23 protein-coding genes are annotated in these 21333 nt (G+C 60.3%); 11 read left to right on the top strand and 12 right to left on the bottom strand.

The features are described 5' to 3' along the window. Nucleotides 1-65: 65 nt before the first annotated feature. Together dusB and phoU are read left to right on the top strand one after the other, a co-directional pair. Complete coding sequence (dusB, locus tag QP908_RS10930) at nucleotides 66-1211, top strand: tRNA dihydrouridine synthase DusB (protein ID WP_239268317.1); 1146 nt, start codon at nucleotides 66-68, stop codon at nucleotides 1209-1211. Nucleotides 1212-1269: 58 nt separating this feature from the next. Then, nucleotides 1270-1998, top strand: coding sequence for a phosphate signaling complex protein PhoU (gene phoU / locus QP908_RS10925; RefSeq protein WP_023023809.1), 729 nt, complete (start codon nucleotides 1270-1272; stop codon nucleotides 1996-1998). 71 nt (nucleotides 1999-2069) lie between these two features. Here the strand turns inward: phoU and pstB are convergent, their stop codons facing one another. The 5 genes from pstB to mshD form a co-directional block, all read right to left on the bottom strand. Next, nucleotides 2070-2843, bottom strand: coding sequence for a phosphate ABC transporter ATP-binding protein PstB (gene pstB / locus QP908_RS10920; RefSeq protein WP_005279626.1), 774 nt, complete (start codon nucleotides 2841-2843; stop codon nucleotides 2070-2072). Between the two features lie 51 nt (nucleotides 2844-2894). Continuing rightward, nucleotides 2895-3809: a phosphate ABC transporter permease PstA gene (pstA, locus tag QP908_RS10915; RefSeq protein WP_284772269.1), complete on the bottom strand. Its 915-nt coding sequence runs from the start codon at nucleotides 3807-3809 to the stop codon at nucleotides 2895-2897. A 12-nt stretch (nucleotides 3810-3821) separates the two neighbouring features. Then, nucleotides 3822-4874, bottom strand: coding sequence for a phosphate ABC transporter permease subunit PstC (pstC, locus tag QP908_RS10910; RefSeq protein ID WP_023023813.1), 1053 nt, complete (start codon nucleotides 4872-4874; stop codon nucleotides 3822-3824). A 135-nt stretch (nucleotides 4875-5009) separates the two neighbouring features. Further along, nucleotides 5010-6116 carry a phosphate ABC transporter substrate-binding protein PstS gene (pstS, locus tag QP908_RS10905; protein WP_023023815.1) on the bottom strand — a complete coding sequence of 369 codons (1107 nt, stop codon included), beginning with the start codon at nucleotides 6114-6116 and terminating at the stop codon, nucleotides 5010-5012. 226 nt (nucleotides 6117-6342) lie between these two features. Next, entirely contained in the window at nucleotides 6343-7245 is a 903-nt protein-coding gene (gene mshD / locus QP908_RS10900; protein ID WP_284772272.1) for a mycothiol synthase, read from the bottom strand. Nucleotides 7246-7278: 33 nt separating this feature from the next. Between mshD and QP908_RS10895 the strand changes: the two genes are divergently transcribed. Then, nucleotides 7279-8103: an LmeA family phospholipid-binding protein gene (locus QP908_RS10895; protein ID WP_023023819.1), complete on the top strand. Its 825-nt coding sequence runs from the start codon at nucleotides 7279-7281 to the stop codon at nucleotides 8101-8103. On the opposite strand, the gene QP908_RS10890 is transcribed toward QP908_RS10895, so the two are convergent. Beyond that, nucleotides 8100-9137, bottom strand: a complete 1038-nt coding sequence (locus QP908_RS10890; protein WP_156904627.1) for a diacylglycerol/lipid kinase family protein — start codon at nucleotides 9135-9137, stop codon at nucleotides 8100-8102. The genes QP908_RS10895 and QP908_RS10890 overlap by 4 nt on opposite strands. Before the next feature lie 53 nt (nucleotides 9138-9190). Here QP908_RS10890 and QP908_RS10885 point away from each other — a divergent pair, with 53 nt between their 5' ends. Next, on the top strand, nucleotides 9191-9886 hold the full coding sequence (locus QP908_RS10885; protein WP_023023824.1) for a heme-binding beta-barrel domain-containing protein: 696 nt from the start codon (nucleotides 9191-9193) through the stop codon (nucleotides 9884-9886). Nucleotides 9887-9894: 8 nt separating this feature from the next. Here the strand turns inward: QP908_RS10885 and QP908_RS10880 are convergent, their stop codons facing one another. Beyond that, a complete protein-coding gene (locus tag QP908_RS10880; RefSeq protein ID WP_284772268.1) occupies nucleotides 9895-10764 on the bottom strand; it encodes an aminodeoxychorismate lyase in 870 nt (289 codons plus the stop codon). Nucleotides 10765-10794: 30 nt separating this feature from the next. On the opposite strand from QP908_RS10880, the gene ygfZ reads away from it, so the two are divergent. Then, a complete protein-coding gene (gene ygfZ, locus QP908_RS10875) occupies nucleotides 10795-11859 on the top strand; it encodes a CAF17-like 4Fe-4S cluster assembly/insertion protein YgfZ (protein WP_284772267.1) in 1065 nt (354 codons plus the stop codon). A 141-nt stretch (nucleotides 11860-12000) separates the two neighbouring features. Further along, a complete protein-coding gene (locus QP908_RS10870; RefSeq protein ID WP_023023830.1) occupies nucleotides 12001-12198 on the top strand; it encodes a DUF3073 domain-containing protein in 198 nt (65 codons plus the stop codon). A gap of 66 nt (nucleotides 12199-12264) precedes the next feature. On the opposite strand, the gene purM is transcribed toward QP908_RS10870, so the two are convergent. From purM to QP908_RS10855, 3 genes are read right to left on the bottom strand one after another with little or no spacing between them, the layout of a single operon-like run. Then, nucleotides 12265-13317 (bottom strand): phosphoribosylformylglycinamidine cyclo-ligase, encoded by a 1053-nt coding sequence (gene purM / locus QP908_RS10865; RefSeq protein WP_023023832.1) that lies wholly within the window; start codon nucleotides 13315-13317, stop codon nucleotides 12265-12267. Nucleotides 13318-13342: 25 nt separating this feature from the next. Continuing rightward, nucleotides 13343-14839: an amidophosphoribosyltransferase gene (gene purF, locus QP908_RS10860; RefSeq protein ID WP_284772266.1), complete on the bottom strand. Its 1497-nt coding sequence runs from the start codon at nucleotides 14837-14839 to the stop codon at nucleotides 13343-13345. A gap of 10 nt (nucleotides 14840-14849) precedes the next feature. Continuing rightward, nucleotides 14850-15254: a sterol carrier family protein gene (locus tag QP908_RS10855; RefSeq protein ID WP_239268336.1), complete on the bottom strand. Its 405-nt coding sequence runs from the start codon at nucleotides 15252-15254 to the stop codon at nucleotides 14850-14852. A gap of 33 nt (nucleotides 15255-15287) precedes the next feature. Here QP908_RS10855 and QP908_RS10850 point away from each other — a divergent pair, with 33 nt between their 5' ends. The 4 genes from QP908_RS10850 to QP908_RS10835 all read left to right on the top strand — a co-directional run bounded on the left by QP908_RS10850 (nucleotide 15288) and on the right by QP908_RS10835 (nucleotide 18205). Further along, nucleotides 15288-16298 carry an acyl-CoA thioesterase gene (locus QP908_RS10850; RefSeq protein WP_284772265.1) on the top strand — a complete coding sequence of 337 codons (1011 nt, stop codon included), beginning with the start codon at nucleotides 15288-15290 and terminating at the stop codon, nucleotides 16296-16298. An 89-nt stretch (nucleotides 16299-16387) separates the two neighbouring features. Next, complete coding sequence (locus QP908_RS10845) at nucleotides 16388-17617, top strand: asparaginase (protein ID WP_284772264.1); 1230 nt, start codon at nucleotides 16388-16390, stop codon at nucleotides 17615-17617. A 38-nt stretch (nucleotides 17618-17655) separates the two neighbouring features. After that, the gene (locus tag QP908_RS10840) at nucleotides 17656-17865 is read left to right on the top strand and encodes a Panacea domain-containing protein (RefSeq protein WP_284772263.1); all 210 of its coding nucleotides are present in this window, start codon (nucleotides 17656-17658) and stop codon (nucleotides 17863-17865) included. A gap of 13 nt (nucleotides 17866-17878) precedes the next feature. Further along, nucleotides 17879-18205: a hypothetical protein gene (locus QP908_RS10835; protein WP_284772262.1), complete on the top strand. Its 327-nt coding sequence runs from the start codon at nucleotides 17879-17881 to the stop codon at nucleotides 18203-18205. A 72-nt stretch (nucleotides 18206-18277) separates the two neighbouring features. Here QP908_RS10835 and trhA read toward each other — a convergent pair whose 3' ends face one another. Further along, the gene (gene trhA / locus QP908_RS10830) at nucleotides 18278-18937 is read right to left on the bottom strand and encodes a PAQR family membrane homeostasis protein TrhA (protein ID WP_232208563.1); all 660 of its coding nucleotides are present in this window, start codon (nucleotides 18935-18937) and stop codon (nucleotides 18278-18280) included. A 335-nt stretch (nucleotides 18938-19272) separates the two neighbouring features. Between trhA and QP908_RS10825 the strand changes: the two genes are divergently transcribed. After that, nucleotides 19273-20280, top strand: coding sequence for a TDT family transporter (locus QP908_RS10825; RefSeq protein WP_284772261.1), 1008 nt, complete (start codon nucleotides 19273-19275; stop codon nucleotides 20278-20280). 19 nt (nucleotides 20281-20299) lie between these two features. On the opposite strand, the gene QP908_RS10820 is transcribed toward QP908_RS10825, so the two are convergent. Further along, a complete protein-coding gene (locus QP908_RS10820; RefSeq protein WP_284772260.1) occupies nucleotides 20300-21112 on the bottom strand; it encodes an alpha/beta hydrolase family protein in 813 nt (270 codons plus the stop codon). Between the last annotated feature and the right edge of the window lie 221 nt (nucleotides 21113-21333).

Genomic DNA, 21333 nt, shown 5'->3' with positions numbered 1-21333 from the left:
ATCCTCGGTAACCACCACCTTGCTGTTAGTTGCTAAATTCCGCCGTTAACGAGCACAATTAGAGCGTGAATTTGCGCATTGGAAACTATGACCTCTCCTCCCCCGTCATCCTCGCCCCCATGGCGGGGGTAACCAACGTCGCCTTCCGCACGTTGTGCCGGGAACAGGAGCTGGCCCGCACCGGAACGGTGTCGGGCTTGTATGTCTGCGAGATGGTCACCGCGCGCGCCCTAGTGGAGCGCAACGAGAAAACCATGCACATGACCACCTTTGCCCCGGAGGAAGATCCGCGTTCCCTGCAGATTTATACGGTGGATCCGGAATACACCTATAAAGCAGCCAAGATCATCGTGGATGAGAATTTGGCCGACCACATCGACATGAACTTTGGCTGCCCCGTCCCCAAGGTAACCAGGCGTGGCGGCGGTTCTGCCCTGCCTTATAAGCGCCGTCTCTTTGGCAATATCGTCTCCGCCGCCGTCAAGGCCACCGAGGGCACGAATATCCCCGTCACGGTGAAGATGCGCGTGGGCATTGATGACGAGCACCATACGCACCTCGACGCCGGGCGCATTGCCGTGGATTCCGGCGCCGCCGCCGTTACCTTGCACGGGCGCACGGCCGCGCAACGTTATTCCGGCAATGCTAGGTGGGATGAGATCGCCCGGCTCAAGGAGCACCTCGCGGACACCGGCGTTCCGGTGCTGGGCAATGGCGATATTTTCCGCGCCGATGACGCCCGCCGCATGATGGAGGCCACCGGCTGTGATGGCGTGCAGGTGGGCCGCGGCTGCCTGGGCCGGCCGTGGCTTTTCGCGGAGCTGGGCGCCGCCCTGCGCGGCGAGTCGATCCCCGCCGAGCCCACCTTGGGCGAGGTCACCCAGGTTATTCTTCGCCACGCGGAACTGCTCGCGCAGCATGAGGGCGAGGACCACGCATCCAGGGACATCCGCAAGCACATTGGCTGGTACCTGCGTGGCTTCCCCGTCGGCGGGCAGGTGCGCGCCGGCTTGGCCAAGGTGGATTCCTTAGAGAGCCTGCGCGAATTGCTGGCGCCCTGGGCGGATTCTGATGCTTTGGCTGCCGATGCCGATGGTGCGCGCGGGCGCCAGGGCTCGCCCTCCAAGGTCGCGCTTCCCGATGGCTGGCTCGATGACCCCGAGGATGAATTCGTTCCGGTCGGCGCTGATATTTATAACTCCGGCGGCTAAACCCACACTGGTGTGACTCAGCAAGCATTTGCGCGGTTTGTGAGCTATCATTTCCTGCATGCGTACTGCCTACCGTGAACATCTGGACAACTTCTCGCACGACCTCATCGTCATGTGCGATACCGTCCGCACCATCATGGATCAGGCCTCCCAGGCGCTGCTCGATTGCGCCCTGGAACCCGCGGAGGAAGCGCTTAGCCTCACCGAGGAACTCGATGAGATTCGCTCCCGCTGCTCCGAACGCGCGGTAAAGCTTCTGGCTCTAGAAAATCCCATGGCCCAGGATCTGCGCCAGGTGGTCTCTTCCATCTACATCGTTGAGGATCTTTTCCGCATGGGCCAACTGGCCCAGCACATTGCCGATGCCGCGCGCCGTCGCCACCCTGAGGCCGTCGTGCCCGCTGAATACCTCGGATTCATGGAAGAGATGTTCCGCCTGACCCAGGAAATGGGTTCGGTGGTGCACGATATTTTGGTCACCCCTGATGCCGAGCTCTCCGTCAACCTGCGTTCCGATGATGATGCGGTGGACGATATTAACCACCACCTGCTGCGCATCCTCACCCAGCGTGACTGGGAAGGAACGGTGCGCCAGGCCGTAGAGACGGCGCAGATTACCCGCTACTACGAGCGCTACGCGGACCACTGCGTCTCCGTGGCTGGGCGCATCATTTACTTTGCCACCGGCCTATTGCCAGAAGAGTTTGAAAGAAAGCTCCAAGAGGATCAAAAGGACGCCGAGTTCGAGGCCCGCATGAGCGAATTAGAGCGCCAATTCCGCCGCTAATAAAACTGCCACAAGGGCGGTACCTTCCTGCGCTGGAGGTACCGCCCTTTTCGGACAATCAGAGTCTACCTTTAGCCGAAGCGGCCAGAGATGTAGTCTTCGGTTTCCTTCTGGGAAGGGTTCTCAAAGATTCGGGTGGTTTCATCGAACTCCACCAGGTGTCCCGGCTTGCCGGTAGCTTCTAGGGAGAAGAAGCCGGTCTTATCGGACACGCGGGCGGCCTGCTGCATGTTGTGGGTCACGATGACGATCGTGAAGTTTTCCTTCAGCTCGTGGATAAGATCTTCCACGGCCAAGGTGGAAATTGGGTCCAGAGCGGAGCAGGGCTCGTCCATCAGCAGCACTTCTGGTTCCACGGCAATCGCGCGGGCGATGCACAGGCGCTGCTGCTGACCGCCGGAGAGGCCGCCGCCCGGCTTATCCAGGCGGTCCTTGACCTCGTCCCAGAGGTTAGCGCCGCGCAGGGACTGTTCGGCTACTTCCTTGAGCTTCTTCTTATTCTTCTCACCAGACAGCTTCAAGCCAGCAACCACGTTGTCCTCGATGGACATGGTGGGAAATGGGTTAGCCTTCTGGAATACCATGCCGATGGTATTGCGCACGGAAACTGGGTCGACCTTGGGCCCGTAGATATTGGTGCCATCGAGCAGGATCTCGCCCTTGACGGATGCACCCGGGATGACCTCGTGCATGCGGTTCAAGGTGCGCAGCACGGTGGACTTACCGCAGCCGGACGGGCCGATGAAGGCGGTCACGGCCTGCGCCGGGATCTGCATATTTACGTTCTGTACGGCGTGAAAATCGCCGTAGAAAATATCGACGTCATTGAGCTCGAGCTTAGACATTGTGGAGGTTTCTCCTCTTGAGGGGTGTAAAAGTGGCGGAATCGTGTGCGGCTATTTCTTGACCGAGAACTTCGCGGAAATTACTCGCGCCGCAATATTGAGGATGGCGATGAGGATAACCAGCGTCAGCGCTGCGCCCCACAGCTTATCCAGCACGGCAGGCTGCGCGCCCGCCTTGTACATATCAAGCATCATCAGCGGCAGTGAGGACTGTGAGCCCTTAAACGCATCCCAGTTGATGACCGAGGAGGAACCAACCAAGACCAGCACTGGCGAGGATTCACCCATCACGCGAGCAATGGCCAGCATGATGCCGGTCACGATGCCGGACAGGGCTGTCGGCAGCACGATGCGTGCAATGGTCTTCCACTTGGGCACGCCGAGGGCATAGGAGGCCTCGCGAAGGTCCATGGGAACCACGCGCAGCATCTCTTCGGTATTGCGCACCACGATGGGGATCATCAATAGGACCAAGGACAGGGCGACGGCAAAGCCGGAACGTCCAAAGCCGAAGAGCGTGATCCACATGGCGAAGATGAACAGCGCGGCCACGATGGAGGGCACGCCGGACAGGATGTCCACCATGAAGGTGGTGATGCGGCCGAGCCAGCCACCCTTGGAGTATTCCACCAAGTAGATGGCGGTGAAGATACCGATCGGGATGGAGAGGATGGAAGCCAGGGCGGTTTGCACGAAGGTACCGACGATGGCGTGGGCGGCACCGCCGCCTTCGGCGCTATTCATCACGCCGCGCTGGGACAGCGTCCACCAGTCAGCGGAGAAAATCACGCCGCTACCGCGAGCAACGAGCTCCCACAGCACCCAGATCAGAGGGACCATCGCCAAAGCCATAGCGCCCCATACAACGACGGTGGCAATGCTATTGGCCGCCTTGCGGGAACCGGAGATTTCCAGGAAGGTTGCCCCACCAGCGGAGGCGGGCTTGTTATTTGTCGTAGTAGTCATTGTTGTCCTTCCTTACTTGCTCTTCACGATGGCGCGGGCAATGGCGTTGACGACAAACGTCAGCAAGAACAGCATCAAACCGGCGGCGATATAGGCACCGGCGCGCGTCTCGTTACCGAACTCGGCGGCCGCGAGGGCGATGGCCGTGGCGAAAGTGGTACCGCCATCGAAAAGCGAGAAGCGGAAGTCCACCAGGGGCGAGACCACCATGTACAGCGCCATGGTCTCACCCAGAGCGCGGCCCAAGCCCAGCATGGAGCCGGCGACGTAGCCGGACATGCCGAAGGGCAGGACGGTCATGCGGATGACTTCCCAGCGCGTAGCGCCCAGTGCCAAGGCGGACTCGATCTGGCCCGGAGGCGTTTGCACGAAGACCTCGCGGGCGGTGGCGGCGATAATCGGCAAAATCATCACGGCGAGCACGATGCCACCGGTGAAGAGGTTGCGGCCGGTAGCAAAGGCGGGCGAATTATCGTAATGAGTAAACAGGAAGAACCCACCGGCCCAGGACTCCATCCAGGTGTAGAAACTGGACAGGGCTGGGCCAAGGACCTGCCAACCCCACAGGCCGTAGACGATGGACGGCACTGCGGCCAGCATGTCCACCAAGAAACCCAGTGGCTTAACCAAGCGGGCCGGGGCGTAGTTGGACAAGAAGATGGCAATCGCAAGCGCGACTGGCATGGCCAGAATCAGCGCGAATACCGAGATGAGGACGGTGGTGCCGAACATGGTCGGGATACCGAACTTCATCGCAGAAGTATCGGTGGTCTCCCAGCGTTCACCGTGGGTGAAAAAGCCCAGTAGGCCATTCTCGTTCACGCTGAGCGCGGGGACGGCACGCCAGATGAGGAAGGCGGCAATCGCCGCGATCATCACGGTAATCAGCGTGGCAGAGGCCGTGGAGAGGAATTCGAAAATGCGGTCACCGGGGCGCTTGACGGAGCTACCGGAGCTGGAGGTAGCCAAGTCAGTCTCATTATCGCCACGGGTATGAGGCTGTTCGGCGCCAGAGACGGGAAGGGCCTCCGAGGTCGATGCCTGGGTGAGATTATTGTCTGCCATGAGACGTACTAATCCTTATTTGAAGTGAAACAAAGGGACATGCGATGTACATGCCTGCGCCCCCAAAGCGCGTCTCGAGGGCGGCAGTGGGGGCGGGCGGAATGTTATTTCGCGAGGTAAAGCGGGGTTTATGCGTTACTGCAGTGCGTCAACAGCGCTCTTCAGGCGGTCAAGGTGGTCACCCTTAACTGGGATGAAGCCCTGCTCTGCCAACTGGTCATCCTGGTGATCCAGAACGTCGTTGAAGAAGGTCTTGACCAGTTCAGCGGTCTCGTCATCGTAGCCAGCGGAGCAGACGATATTGTAGGTGGTCAGGATGAGCGGGTATGCACCCTCAACATCGGAAGCGAAGAGAGCCTTGGAGTCAACGACCATGTCGTTCTCAGAAGCGGTGTCCTTGAACTCCAGGTTCTCCAGTGCCTTGTTGACGGTGTCGTCATTCAGCTCAACCGGGCCGTTGCCAAAGTCGATCTTGGCCTTCTTGACGCCGTCAGCTTCCTTCTGGTCAGCGAAGCCGGCCTCAACGTAGGTGATGGCACCCTCGATGTTTGCTACCTGGTCAGCAACGCCGGAGGAACCGTTTGCGCCCTCACCTACAGCGTCAGGGAACTGCTTGCCTTCGCCGTCCCAGTTACCGGTTGAGGCGTTCAGGAACTTCTGGAAGTTATCGGAGGTACCGGACTCGTCAGAGCGGAAGATGACGTGGATGTCGGTGTCCGGCAGGTCTGCGCCCTCGTTATCAGCGGCGATGGCCTCGTCGTTCCACTTCTTGATCTCGCCCTTGAAGATCTTGGCAATGGTATCGGTGGAGAGGTTGATCTCTTGGTCACCCAGGTTATAAGCAATGGCAACCGGGCCGATGGTGGAAGGCAGGTGCCATGCGTCGTTGCCGTCGCAACGCTCCTTGGCGGCCTCAATCTGGCCGTCGTCTTCCTTCAACGGGGAGTCAGAACCAGCGAAGTCTGCCTGGCCGTTGATGAAAGCCTCAACACCCTTACCGGAACCGGAAGCGGTGTAGGACAGGTTTGCGTCTGGGTTGTCCTCTGCGAAGGCGGTGCCGAAGTAGGACATTGCGTTCTGCTGGGAGGATGCGCCCTCACCAACAAGCTCGCCAGCGACGCCGCTGCCGTCGGAGGAACCCGAGGAGTCAGAGGAGGTGTCCTCAGAACAAGCTACGAGAGCGGTAGAGGTAGCGACCACGAGGCCGAAGATAGCGGCAGAGCGCTTGAAGTTGCGAATCACGGGAAAACCCTTTCCGGTGCAGATCAGAGATTGATTGTCCGAGGAAACCGCATCCCCATAAAAAAGGGGAACTTACATCCCACGTCCGCTCTTCGGAAGCGGGGTGCAGGTGCGCAGGTGCGGCTTTCTCACAATCAGTAAAGCTAACCGGAGGAATTAACCAGCAGGGTGCCGTGAGGTAAACAATTAATGAACAAGCTAGAAAGTTGACATGACCTTAATCACACTAGCCCCAGACGACATGCTCTTCATCAACGGAAAAGCCTAGGCGCTTGTAGGCCTTCAGTGCCGGTTCATTGTCCGCTTCCACGTACAAAATAACCCGCTGAGCTCCCTTTTCTACCATGCGGCGCAGGCCAATCTGCAGCAATGGTCCGCCTAATTTTTGGCCGCGGTACGCCTCCGCAAGGCCCACCACGTAGACCTCGCCAAAACCGGGATCTTCCTCCTCGTGCCACTTGGTCCAGTGGAAACCGGCCAGGGTCGGGTGCCCCTGCTCTTTCTCGTCCCAGAAGAACAAGACATCCCGGGGATCAAACCACTCGGCCTCCATGCCGCGGTGCAGGCGCTCTAAATCCCAGCCGCCTTGCTCTGGGTGCCAAGAAAAGGCCTCGTTATTAACGCGCAGCCACTCGCTTTCCACGGTGTCCTTGCCCCACTTGTCCACCGCCTCGCTGTAATTAGCGGCCTGCAGCGGCAGCTCGCCTACGTGCGCCGCGCTATCTAGATCGCTGCCATCGATGCCCATGACCACAAGGGTGCGGGTGACATTCAAGTCGCGGGATTCAGCCAAGGCTTGAGCCGGTTTGCCATTGCCATGTGCCCAGGTCTCGAGATTGGTGGTGGCGTTAGCGGTGGCATCGTAAAGCGCGGTGCCATAGCCCGTGCCGCGATAGTCTGGGGCAATAAAAAGTTCCGCGGTGGAATCCTCGCGACTCGATACGCCAATGGGTTCGCCGTCCAGCCAGGCAACCAAGTGCTTATGGTGCAGGCGCTCATCGCGCAGGCCGTTGAGGAATTGCTCCGAAAGCGGGGCGATACCATCGGCCTTTTCCGCGTGCGCTGCCAGTTCTTCCAGGCTGCCCGCCAGCTCTGGGGAGGCGGGGAGGTTTTCTTCGGTGATATTCATGGTGTCCATAATACGTAGGCTAAATTTGAAGGCGTGAGTGTAGTCAAAGTCGACCGGCGCATTGTCCACGTCCTCATCCTGGTGGGCGTGGTCTTTGCCGCATGGGTGGCCGATGCCTGCGTGGCCATGCATTCTGAGCACAAGATTGCCCAGGAGGTAAAGGAGAACTCGCGGCTGGAAAACTCCCCCCAGGTGTATATCGGCGGCACCCCGTACCTGTTGGCGGCAGGCTCTAAAGAAATCCCCTACTTGCAGGTCAAGGCGCTCGACGTGGAGGTTCCCAAGCTGGGCATGGTCAATGCCTCGACCGTGCTGCGCGATATCACCGTTACCCCTGAGCAGGTAGTAAACGGCGATATTGAAGGCGCGCCCGTATCCACATATTCGCGCGGCATTTCCCTGGACGGCGTGGCGTTAGGGCGCCTTCTGGGCATTACCGATCTCTCCATTGCCAACCCGGATGATATTTCGCCCTCCGGCGGCGTTTCTGCCGAGGCAGAGCTTACCGGCACCCTGCCCGGCGATAAGGAAAAGTCCACCGCGATGGTCACGCTGCGGCTAGTGGGCCCGGAGTTTCGCATGGAGGTCTACGGCACCGATGATCCGCGCCTCAAGGAGGCGTTTTCCCTCAACTTCGATACGCGCGAGCTCCCGCTGCCGGCGCAGGCCACGATGGTAAGGCTGCAGGGCGGAACCCTTTACTTTGAGGTCCAGCGCCGCAATATCAAGGTCCAGATGGCTCAGCTATCCCCGCTGGAAATCGAGGGTTCGGAGCAACGGGCCGTTGAAGAGGCCGAAAAGAAGGCGGCCGATACCGCCAATAAGGTAGGTCCTGCCCCAGATGAGGACGAATCCTAACGAAGGCGAATAAAGTCCCGCAGCACTTCCTGCACGGAGCGCTGGGCCACCTGCCGCCTGTCTTGCGGCGCGTAGACCTCGATGGCATCGGCCACAGAGGTCAGCGTCACGTGGCGGAAGGTCCCCTCGGATTCGCCATCGGCCTGGAAGCGCTGCGGGGAGTGGCAATCGAGTTCGACGCGCTTGGCATCATCAAAGCCTAGGGTCTTCTCCTTCACCAGCCGCTTGAGCCAGCCGTGCTTATCGGCACCAAAGAGGTGCAGCAGGCCGATGACCCCACGCACGCCACTGAGCTTTTCTAGGCCGAAAAGCGCCAGCCCCTCATCAAAGGAATTGCGCGGGTTGGTCACCACCGGCAAGGGGCCCAAGAAAGTCCAGGGGTTGGTATTAGACGTAAACAAGAGTGGGAAATCCTTCTTATGAAGCGTCTGCCCCAAGCGGGATTCCGCGTGCACCGTGATCTGTGGCGGGTTGCGGCGAGCCCGCAACCAAGCCCGAATGGCCACGTTGAGGTAGCGCAGCGGGGTGGCGGAAAAGCCTTGTTCACGGGCGCGGTCCACGCGCGCGAGGACGTCCGCATCCATGCCAAAACCGGCGTTGACGGCAAACCAGCGTTCGTTCCAGGTGCCCAGGTAAATGGTGCGGCGCAGATCGCGCTCTAGCATGCGGGCCAAAACGTGGGTGGCCTCGACCGGCGTATTGGGAAAGCCGAGGGCACGGACGAAGACATTCGCGGACCCGGTGGGGATGACGGCGAGCGCCGGCACCTCGTGCGGGCTGGGGATATCTTCACCGGCTGGGCCCAGCAGGCCATTGACAATCTCATTGACGGTGCCATCGCCGCCCACGGCAATGATGACATCATAATCATCCCTGGTTATCCCCCGAACGATGTCTTCTGCATGCCCTGGGTAATGGGTGAATTTCACCAATAGGTGCATGCCTTCTACGGCCCGCAGGGCGGGCACGATCTGGCGAAAGAGCCCGTTGGATTGCGAGGTCGAATTGGGATTGGAAATCATCAGCGCATGCACAACGGACCAGTCTAGTAGTTAAAGCACCCCCGGCACGACTAGGCTGGACGCCCATGAGCGAAAATAACGAGAATACCAATACCCCGAACGTCGAGACCGCCGCTGCGTCCCACCCGGAAAACACCTCCGGCGCGCTCAATGGCAATGATGCGGTCAATCAGGCCGCCGAGCAGTGGAAGGATGCGGCCAGCCACAATATCCCCGCCATCGAGCTTGGCGATGCCCCCGTTCCCGCCGATACCGCCAACCTGCGCCAGGGCCCGTCGCTGCACGATGGATTGCTAGGACTCCTCCCCCTCGTCGGCGTCTGGCAGGGCGAGGGCCAAGCCCACGACACCGATGGCAGCGAATACACCTTTGGCCAGCAGCTGGTCGTCGCCCACGACGGCGAGAATTACCTGACCTTTAGCTCGCGCACCTGGAAGATCGATACCGAGGGCAAGCCGCAGGGCCCGTCTACCCGCGAGACCGGTTTCTGGCGCATCTCCGCCAAGGATGAAATCGAGGTCACCTACACCTCTTCAACCGGCATCGTGGAAATCTTCTACGGCGAGCCCTTCAACGAGCGCGCTTGGCAGCTCGAATCCGCCTCCACCATGGTCACCGAGACCGGCCCGAAGAACCTGGGCCCCGGCAAGCGCATGTACGGACTCATGCCCAATAACAACCTGGGCTGGGTAGACGAGCGCATGGTCGATGGCGAGATGCGCCCCTATATGTCCGCCGAGCTCACCCGCATCGCAGGCTAAGCAGCTGGCTAGGCCCCTAGCGCGGCATCAATAAGCCCCCGGATTTCTTCCTCGTTATCCGGGGCTTTTAACGTTTTTTCATTCAGCTTGGTCACCCGCACCGCTACGCGCACGGAAGAGACCAACCACACCGAGTCGGATTTTTCTAAGTACTCCACCGTCAGCGGCTTGGCCTTGCAGCGATAGCCGCGATCCTGGGCGTAATCAAAGAGCGCTGCCTGCGTGGTGCCGGGCAAAATGCCGCGGCCGGCGGCAGTGCGCAGCTTCTTTCCCCGCACCGCCACCACGGTAGAGGTAGCGCCCTCTAAGATTTCGCCGGTATCCGGATCCGTCAGGATGAGATCATCGTACCCCTTGTCCTTGGCCATGCGCAGCATCGCCATCGTCGCGGCGTAGTTGAGCGTCTTGGCCGGTAGCTCTTCGGCCACGTGCCACAGGCGCGGGCTCGTCATGACGGTGACGCCGGTGGTGCGTTGGCGAAGCGGGGCATCGCCAAGCGGCTGCACCGTCACCCACGCTGTGGGCACGCCGGTCGAAGCCCGGCCGCGGGTATAGGTCCAGGTGCATTTGGCATCGGGAAGCTCGGCATCGGCGCCGCAATAATCCGCAATCGCCAGCCGGGTCGCCTCTTCCCACTTATCCATCGGCGGCTCCGGTAAGTCGAGCGCCCGCGCCGAATCGCGGAAGCGCTGCGCGTGGCGGGCAAGGTTGGCCGCCTTACCGTCGCGAACCAAAAGCGATTCAAAAATGCCATCGCCGCGGGTCACGGCGGCATCATCAGCATAGACCAGCGGCAGGGAGGGCGAATGCTTGCGCACCGACCCACCAAAAGGTTCCACGACGTAGATGACCGGCTCTTTTCGTGGGGAGGGTTTCATAGACTCGATTATGCCCTACCATCGGTAGATGTGAGTTATTCTTCGCCACTTCTTCAACGCGCCGGTGCCGCCGAGCACCAGGACGCGACTGTACTCGATGCCCAAGGTGTGGCCTGGCACTATGGCAATCCCCTCGGGGAACAGCGTGCGGCCGAGACCGAGACCATAGCCATCGACCGCTCGCAGCGCCGCGTGCTGCGCGTCAGCGGTGCTGATGCGCCGGGATTTCTTAATAACCTGCTCACGCAGAAGCTTGACGATGCCCCCTCCGGCTTCTCCGCCGGTGCCCTCGACCTGGATATCCAAGGCCACATTTTGCACCACATGGATATCACCCGCGCGGGCGAGGACTTCTACCTCGACCTGCCCGCCGCGCAGTTCGAGTCTGCCCAAGACTTTTTAACCAAGATGGTCTTTTGGTCTGAGGTCACGGTCGAAGAAGCAGATATCGCGATCGTGACATTGCTGGGTGAACCCGATATTCCCACCCCACCCACCGTAGTCTTTTCCCGCGAGGTGCAGTGGCCGGGAATCAGGCGCATTGACCTGGGCATTCCGCGCGAACAGTTGGTGGAATCCATGGCCGCCCTAGAGGCAGAGGGCGCGCGGCTTGCCGGGCTCATGGCCTTTACCGCCGAGCGCGTGCGCGCCCGCGAGCCGGAGCTCGCCGCAGATTTGGATAAGAAATCCATCCCGCACGAGGTTCCGCAGTGGATTAGCCGCAGCGATGCTAACCCCGCCCACGTACACCTGAATAAGGGCTGCTACCGCGGCCAAGAAACCGTGGCCCGCGTGGAGAACCTGGGCCGCTCTCCTCGCCTCTTGGTGCTCCTCCACTTGGACGGATCCGCGCCGGAGAGGCCGAATGTGGGCGATGACATTACATTCAATGGCCGTAAGGTAGGTCGCATTGGAACCATCGTGAATGACTGCGACTTCGGCCCCATCGCCTTGGGTCTAGTAAAGCGTTCTGCGCTGGATGCAGGCACATTGGAAATCGGCGATACCGCGGCGTCGATTGATGCATCCTCCATCCCCGAAGATGAGGGCCCCAAGGCCGGGCGCGAGGCGGTAAACCGGCTGCGCGGGCGGTAGATTTTCCACTCATCGGGGGGCCGGTGCGGAATTTTTTCGTCACACGCGCTATTGTGTCTTACAGGAAGATACACAATTGACAAGCCGATGGGGCGCCCAAGAATCCCTGGAGCGCCCTACTAGCCCAAGGGGGTCATGCACATGGGACGCGGACGCGCTAAGGCAAAGCAGACCAAAGTTGCACGCCAGCTCAAGTACAACTCACCCGAGATGGATATCGAGTCCCTTCAGCGGGAACTCGCTGCTCAGCAGGAGGGTGACTCCCACGACTACGAAGAGGATGATCCCTACGCCGAGTATGTCGACGAATGGGATGAGGACAACGACGACGAGCGCTAATCTTCCGCTCGCCGGATAAATCCACAAAAGGCCTTAGGTTTTTAACCTAAGGCCTTCCTCTTGTACCTAGAAGTTTGAGTGTTCGCCCTGCATGATAACGCGCGGTTCTTCGCCGTCTGCTTCGCGGACGCTGCCCAGCTCCCACGCGTCGATGTGGCGGGCAGTGAGCATGGCCAAGGCGCGGTCGCGGTCCTCCGGATTGACCACGGCAATCATGCCCACGCCCATGTTGAAGGTCTTTTCCATCTCCGCCAGCTCGACCTTGCCCATGGACGAGATGAGCTTAAAGATCTGGCCCGGATTCCACGTGGAGCGGTTGACCTCAGCGCTCAGGCCCTCTGGAATAACGCGCTCCAGATTGCCGGCCAACCCGCCGCCGGTGACGTGGCAGAAGGTGGATACGGAGCATTCCTGCGCCAGCGCCAGGCATTCCTTGGCGTAGATGCGAGTGGGTTCCAAAAGCTCCTCCCCTAGCGGGCGGCCGAGCTCTTCCACGTACCCGTCTAGCGGCATGCCCGCCTGCTCCAGCAAGACGTGGCGCGCGAGCGAGTAGCCATTGGAGTGCAGCCCAGACGAGCCCATGGCGATGAGTACATCGCCCTCGCGCACGTTGTCTGGGCCCAACACGCCATCGGCCTCAACCACGCCGACGGCGGTAGCGGAGACGTCGTATTCGTTCTCCCCCATCATGCCTGGATGCTCGGCGGTCTCGCCGCCGAGCAGCGCAGCGCCTGCCTGCACGCAGCCCTCGGCAATGCCCTTGACTACCTCGGCTACCTTTTCCGGCACGACCTTGCCCACGGCGATGTAGTCCTGCAGGAATAGTGGCTCGGCGCCGCAGACGACTAGGTCATCGACGCACATGGCCACCAGATCGATGCCGATGGTGTCGTGCTTATCCATGGCCTGCGCAACGGCGAGCTTGGTGCCCACGCCATCGGAGCCGGCGGCGAGGATGGGTTCCTTGTAATCGCCCAGCTTGAAGAGCCCCGCAAAGCCGCCGAGGCCGCCCATGACCTCCGGGCGGGTGGCGCGCTTGGCGTGTGGGGCAAATAGGCTTACCGCGCGGTCGCCTTCTTCGATATTGACGCCGGCTGCGGCGTAGGTGTTGTCACTCATGTTTTTAAAAGTTCCTTAAGTGTTTTTATTGGGTTCCGAGCAGGGTGCGCACGGCATCAGCATTGGCGTTTCCGGCGGGAAGGCCAAGGGGGTAATCGCCGGAGAAGCAGGCGGTGCACAGCTCGGAGCGAGGCTGCTCGGTGGCGGCGACCATTTCATCGATGGAGACAAAGCCCAAAGAGTCAGCGCCGATGGTCTCGCAGATGGTGGAGCAAATCTCTTCCGGGTCATCGGACGGACTGGCGTTGGCAATGAGCTCGCCGGGCGAAGCGAAGTCGATGCCGTAAAAGCACGGCCACTTCACCGGCGGGGAGGCAATCCGCACGTGGACCTCGGCGGCGCCGGCCTCGCGCAGCATGCGGATAAGCGCGTGCTGGGTATTGCCGCGCACGATGGAATCATCCACCACGACGAGCTTTTTGCCGTCGATGACCTCGCGCAACGGGTTGAGCTTTAACCGGATGCCCAACTGGCGCAGGGTCTGCGTGGGCTGAATAAAGGTGCGGCCCACATACGCGTTTTTCACCAAGCCGTGGGCGAAGGTGATGCCGGATTCGCGGGCGTAGCCCACCGCGGCCGGGTTGCCGGATTCCGGTACGGGGATGACCAGGTCTGCATCCTCAACCGGGTATTCGCGGGCCAGGCGGCGGCCGATCTCCACGCGGGAGGCGTTGACGGAGCGGCCCTTGATATCGCTATCCGGGCGGGCCAAGTACACGTACTCGAAAACGCAGCCGCTGCGCTTGACGGGCGCGAAGTTTTCAGAGCGGATGCCGGCCTCATCGATGGCGACGAGCTCGCCCGGCTCGATTTCGCGAATAAATTGCGCGCCACAGATATCCAACGCGCAGGTTTCGGAGGCAACAACCCAGCCCTTGGCCAGTCGGCCCAGCACCAGCGGGCGCACGCCTTGCGGGTCGCGCGCGGCGTACATGGTGTGGCCATCGGTAAAGGTCAAGCAGAATGCGCCCTTCACCCGCGGCAGGAGCTCGCGGGCGGAGTCGAAGACGGAGGTGGTGTCATCGACGCCATCGGCAAGCAGCATGGACAAGCACATCGAGTCAGAAACCGATTCCTCGTGCGGCTTAATCAGGCCGCGCTCGACGGCCTCTGCACGCAGCTCGAGGTAATTGACCAGGTTGCCGTTGTGGCCCAAGGCAATATCCACGCCCGTAGAGGAGGTGGAAAACATCGGCTGCACGTTGGACCATTCCTTGCCACCGGCCGTGGAATAGCGCGTATGGCCCACCGCCACATTGCCGTTTAAGGCAGAAAGGGTCGATTCATCGAAGATATTGGCCACCAGGCCCATGTCTTTGAAGACGACGATGCGGTCATCATCGCCCACCGCAATGCCGGCGGCTTCTTGGCCGCGGTGCTGGAGAGCAAAAAGGCCAAAGTAGGTAAGTTTGGAGACTTCCTCCCCGGGAGCCCAGACGCCAAAGACGCCACACTCTTCGCGGGGTTCCTCCTCGTTACGATCGTCAAGGTCAGTGATACTAGGAGTATGTACTTCTACCACGGCGTTTATATTAGCGCGTTGGGCCGTCGAAAACTAACGGAATGATGGGCAACCACTGTGCAATCTCCCCTGAACGCGACCCGGAAGCATCGATGCGACCTGTGTTTTTGACCTCGTCCCAGTCCGTGACACCGGTGGCCAAACGCAGCCAAGTCTCCGCATCCATTTCCACCACATTGGGTGGGGTGCCGCGCGTATGACGAGGGCCTTCAATGCACTGCACCGCAACAAATGGGGGTACGCGCAGCTCCACCGAGTGCCCCGGCGCGTCGGCTTCGAGGGTGCGGGCGGTGCGACGGACGGCATCGGCAAGCAGGGCCCTGCCTGGCTTTTGTTGCCCGTCCGGGTCCTGAATCCAATCCTTGATGGCGATGACTGCCGCGCGCGTGGCGGCGGGATCTACGGGTTTAGGCATAGCCACAGCATAGCTACTGTTATCTTATTGTTTATGTCACCTACTGACGCTGCTGCGGAAACCCAAAAGTCCCCTACCCTTACGCTGCGCTTTATGGCATCGCCAACCGATGTCACCATGGCCGGCGCCCCCGGCATCAATGGCGGGCGCGTGCTGGAGTGGATCGATAAGGCCGCCTACGCCTGCGCCGTGCAGTGGTCCGGGCAGTACTGCGTGACCGCCTATGTGGGCCATATCCACTTCACCCGGCCCATTCCTTCCGGGCACATCGTGGAGGTGCGCTCGCGCATCGCGATGACCGGCCGGTCTTCCATGCACATCATCAACGAGGTGCTTTCTGCCGATCCCCGCGAGGGCATTTTCACCCGCGCCTGCGATTGCCTGGTCATCTTCGTGGCCAAGGACCCCGAAAGCGATAAGACCACCCCGGTTCCCACCTTCGTGCCGGATACCGATGAGCACATGCGCGTGGCCGAGGCCGCGAAATCCCGCATCGAGCTGCGCAAGGCAATCGAGCTCGAGATGGACAAGCAGAGCTACGATGGGCCTTCCGATGCCCCACGCATGGTCAATCGTTTCCTGGCCAAGCCCACCGACGTCAACTGGGGCGGCAAGGTGCACGGCGGCACCGCGATGCAGTGGATCGATGAAGCCGGCACCGCCTGCACCATGGAGTGGTCCGGCGAGCGCACCGTTTCCGTCTATGCCGGTGGCATCCGCTTTTATAAGCCCATTTCCATCGGCGATCTCATTGAGGTCGATGCCCGCATGATGCGCACGGACCGCCGCTCCATGCAGATGTCCATCCACGTTCGCGCCGGCGATCCCCGCGGCGGCCGCGATAATCTCAAGACCGCCATCCACGCCACCGTGGCCTATATTGCCCTGGACCGCGACGGGCAGCCGCTGACCGCGCGCACCTTTACCCCACAGACGGAAGAAGATATCCGCCTGGCCGAGCACGCCAATATCTTGCGCGAGCTGCGCGGCGAATATTCCCCGAAGCCGCTCATCGTGGCGCCGCACTACCAGCACGTGGATTAAATTTTCAGCACATTTTCTTTTGTGCGGCGCCTGCGCACCAGCGTGGTATTAAATTGGTTACTGAGACCACGCTAGAGAAATGAGTTGATATGTCTAACCCACGCCTGCGCCGCAGGGTGCAGTACTCCGCCGCATTAGTTGCCTCCGCAGTGCTGCTGGCCTCCTGCCAGAACCCGGCCAACCAGGAGGATAAAGATGAGGCTTCGGCTACGCCGACGACTACCTCTTCTTCTACTTCCGCGGAAAAGACCTCAGAAGCATCTTCCACAGCATCGAGTTCTAGTTCCGCTACCAGCTCCAGTAGCGCCAGCAGCTCCGCCACAAGCTCTTCCACCACTTCCGCCAAATCAAGCGGCTCCCACGCCAAGCAGCGCTCCGAAATCGAGGGGCATGTGGTGGTGCTTTCTACCGGCGGCACCATCGCCAGCACCCACGATGACAAGGGCGCGGAGGTGCCCACCGTAAAGGGCTCTGATTTGGTGGACCCGCTGTACTCCGAGTTCGACAAAGACAAGTTGGAGCTTGAGGTCAAAGACATTGCCAACCTGGATTCTTCTGCGATGACCTTGGCCGATACCGATAAAATCATCACCGCCGTACAGGAGCAGCTAGAGCGCGATGACGTCGATGGCGTCATCGTCACCCACGGCACCGATTCCATGGAAGAGACCGCCATTGCGCTCGACACTTTCCACGACAGCGATAAGCCCGTCGTACTCACCGGCGCAATGCGCCCGTTCGATGACGATGATCCAGACGGCCCAGAAAACCTCGCTACCGCGGTAGAGACCGTCACCAACTCGGACTATGCCGGCCACGGCGCATTCATCGCCTTTGGCGGCAAGGTGATCCCCGCCCGCGGCGCGTTTAAATCTGATACGGAAAAGGCCGATGGCTTTGCTACCAATAGCCAGGAGAAATTCCCAGAACGCCCCGAGCCGCTGAAGTACGCTCCGCTTGGCGATGTCCGCGTGGACATCATCGCCGCCTACCCCGGCGCCCCAGCGGATCTCATTGAGCAATCCTTGGCCAAGGGCGCGCAGGCCATCGTCATAGAGGGCATGGGTTCAGGAAATATCGGCCCCGATCTGGCTACCGCCGCCATGGAAGCCGCCAAGTCCGTTCCCGTCGTGCTTACTACCCGCGTGGATCACGGCCCCGTCGAGGGTATCTACGGCGGCGCCGGTGGCGGTGCCACGCTTGCCGATGCCGGCGTCATCCCCTCCGGCAACCTCCGCGCACCCCAAGCCCGCATGCTGCTCGCAGCCGCGGTTGCCGCGGGAACGGAAGCACAGAAGCTCTTTCCCACTGCAAAATGAGGCCGTATACTTTAACGCGAAACTGAAAGGAGGAGAGCATGGCTGAAATTTTTGACGTTGGGCAGTACATAACTGAACGCATTCCCAATGTGGACAAGCTCAAGCTGTACAAGCTGTGCTACTTCTCCCAAGGCTGGCATCTGGCGTGGACGGGCCGACCGTTATTCCAAGCGGAGTTTCAAGCGTGGCGACATGGCCCTGTTTCCCGCGAACTGCGCACTCAAACCTGGCAGGTAGCGGGGGGATGAAAAACCCTGGCCAGTGCCCTATGTTCCCGGTGGTCAGTCCGACAATCTCAGCACATACGAACGTGAAGTAGTAGATAGCATCATTGCGTTTTACGGCGGAGTTGAATCGACCCGGCTTCCCGATTTGAGCCACGGCCTTGCCTGGAACGAAATCCTCCAAGAGTTCTCCCAGGCGATGATCTCCGGCGCGCCCACCCCGCGACCTCCGCTACAACCAGCAGAAGTTCTTTTGCCTAATGTTGACCTCGACGGAGACGTGGATGAACACTTAGCCTCGCCGCAGGCCAAGGAAATCGAACAAGACTGGTGGGAGACTTTCCGGATTCTCGCTGACCGTTAACCAGACGGATTTGCGGCAAGGATTGATCATCCTGGCGCATGCCGCCCTGTTCAATAACACGGCAATTACGGTCTAGGCAGCGCCAACGACCACTTGCCATACCGCCACGAGGTGCACCACTGCCGCCGCGATGGTCGCGGTGTGGAAGTGCTCGTGATAGCCGTAGTAGCGCGCATTGCGCCCAGGCCACTTAAAGCCATAGACCAGCGCACCTACGGAGTAAACCACGCCGCCGGCCAGCAATAGCCAGACCACTGCTGCGCCGGCATCACTCCACAGCGTGGGTAGTAGCGGCAGCACCAACCAGCCCAGCGCTAGGTACACCACAACATCGAGCCACCGCGGGTGCTCAATCCACACTAGGTTCAAAATCACGCCCAAGATCGCGCCCGCCCACGCAATGGCGAGCATCCATGCTGCCTGCGCTGGGGATAACGCAATCAAACACAACGGGGTGTATGTGGCGGCAATGAATACCGCAATCGTGGCGTGGTCCGCCCGCCGCCACCATTGCACCGCTCGGGGGCTAGGCCACGGATAGCGGTGGTACAGCGCCGAGACGCCAAAAAGCCCTACCAATCCTAGGCCATAGACGGTAACGCCTAGACCCTGCCACCAGTGCAGCGTCATCCACGCATACGTGATGAGAACGGTGGAGGCGATCACCGATAGCAACGCCGCCAGCGCATGACCCCATCCACGGGTCAGCGGCCGCTCGCCGCGATCCGCCATCCAATAGGTGCGCTGCACCAAGCCTTCTTTCAAGGGATGCTCCCCCGCCTCTTTTGTTCCTTCAGCGTGTATCTGAGCCACAGCGATACTTCTTTCTCCCACCAGAGCTAAGTTACGTTACCGTAAGTCTACTGAGGGGAGTAAAGAGCTTCAAGGAAAAGGAGAATCTAATCCTCTTCGCCAGAATCCATCCCATCTACGAGCCACATGGTTTCCATTAACGCATGGGTAAAGCCCGATCTCCATCATCGACCCTTGTAGGAGTATATTTATTCATTGGAATTCCGTTCGGATTGCGCAGTCTCCCACGAGCATGAGGAAGCAAATAACCTGAAATGTTAAAAGTTCGGAATGACATGAAAATTCCTCCGCTAGGGCCTGCCTGGGCGGGAGCACTCATGGAACTATCGATCTCCTCATCCCTCATCGATACGCACTTAAGCCCGGTGATTGGGCGCCTCCCTGCCGAAATCATGCTCGGCGTGGCGACTCTTGTCTTCTTGGCGCTCACGGCGGGATTCATTAAGTACCGAAATCCAGGTTTTCATTCCGACGACATGCCTGCATGGGGCATGGTTTCCATGGGCATCCTTGCCTTGGGCAGCGCCTACTCCCTCATCTTTGATGCCTGGTCAATTCACGCTGTGTGTTGGGCCGTGGGAACCGTCCTCAGCGTGATTACCTGCTTAAAGTATGTAAAGTATCTTCTCTTCAATCATCCCACTAATCCCGCCTTTGCCTTAGGGCTTCCGCTGGTGGCACCTATGGTTTCCGCCACTGCTTCGGCACAGCTGGCAACGCACGCTGGCGAGTGGAGCTCGGTCATCCACGGCATCGGCGTGTTCTGCTTCGTCTTGGCTTGGGTTACGGGAATGCCGATATTCGCCTTCGTTTACCGGCGTACTTTCCCCAAGGTTCCCATTAACTTCGCCGCCACCGCTTGGATTCCACTGGGGTTGGTCGGCCAGTCCACCGCGGCAGCACAGCTACTCGCCGGTGACCAATGGCATTTCCGCGCCATGATCTATGGTGTAGTGATGCTGAGCTTCGGCGTGCCGCTGTCGGTCTATGCCATCGCCAAGCATTGGGGTACCGCTCTTGGAAACACCCCAATGTCTTTTAACCCCAGCTGGTGGGCCAGCACCTTCCCCGTGGGCACCTGCTGCCTCGGCACTCACACCCTGTCCACGCAGCCCGCGGCGCTGGCGTGGGGCCTGGGCTGGATGGATACTGTCAGCGCCGCCTTGCTTGTTTTGCTTCTCCTCCACGTCACTTGGGCTGCTTTTGGAGCCGTCAAAACCGCTTCCGAGCACTTCAAGGTCAGTCAAGTAAGCCACGCATAACCCCAGGGGTTTCGGGAGCCTAAGAAGCTTGCGGATCGTGCTCGGCGAAGAATTGGGGCATCGCTTGGAGCAAGTGCTGATTCCACACTCCGTGGGCGCTGAGGGCGGATGCGTGGTCAGCGTGAGGACGCACGTACTCGCTCAGGTCGATGTTCTTTTCATGCGCTATGCGGCGAAAGTCGTCATAGCTTTCCGGCGGGACGAGGCGATCGTTGTCACTGCGGACAATCTTGATGGGCGGCATGTCCGAAGTAAGGTGCGTAGCCGAGGTAACGAAATCCGCGCGGTCTGGATATTCCTCGGGCGTTCCACCCAGGTATTTCTGCACGGTATCGCGGGAACCCTGCGCGGCATAGGGATCGTCAGAATCATAGATGTGGCGGACATCGAGGGCCGGTGAATCCACATACACGGCGCGGGGAACGGCCGGCGTGCCGGGGCAATCGGCGGAAGGCAGCTGGTTGGGGTGCGCGGCGGCATCGGCAGTCGCATTCAGCACCAACTGGCCGCCGGCGGATTCGCCGTACATAAAGAAGCGCTCCGGGTCGCCGTCATAATCCACTGCGTGGGCGTGGGCCCAATTCATCGCGCATCCCACCTGCCCCGCTGCCACCTTCCACGTGGGCTGATCCCAGCTGGACAGCGTGTAATCGATGGATAATACGAGGTAGCCGCGTTGCGCCATCTGCCGCATATTGAACGCCTGGGAGTGCTTGTTCATCTGATCCCAGCCGCCGCCGTGGACATACATCATGACGGGGTGGGTGCCGCCATCATTGGGCTTATAAATATCCATATCCAGGTCCTCGCCGTGGAAAGAATCGTAGGCCACCGTATGATCAGGACCCTCGTCGGTGCTTTCTACACCAGCCCAACTCAACGCAGCGCGAATATCTACGTCGGTCCCCTGCTCCTTCGCGGCGTGAATCTGCGTCCCAAAAAGCGCTATGCCTGCAATGAACGCAACCGCCGCAAACTGAGGTTACCCTCGTTTAGTGGACACCCGATTAGTGCGGATCTTGTGTCCGTAGGAGAGGATGTTCATTGTGAGTT

It is taken from the genome of Corynebacterium sp. MSK204, assembly GCF_030229885.1.
In the GTDB taxonomy this organism is placed as follows: Bacteria; Actinomycetota; Actinomycetes; order Mycobacteriales; family Mycobacteriaceae; genus Corynebacterium.
This window is presented reverse-complemented; position numbering and strand designations above follow the sequence as displayed.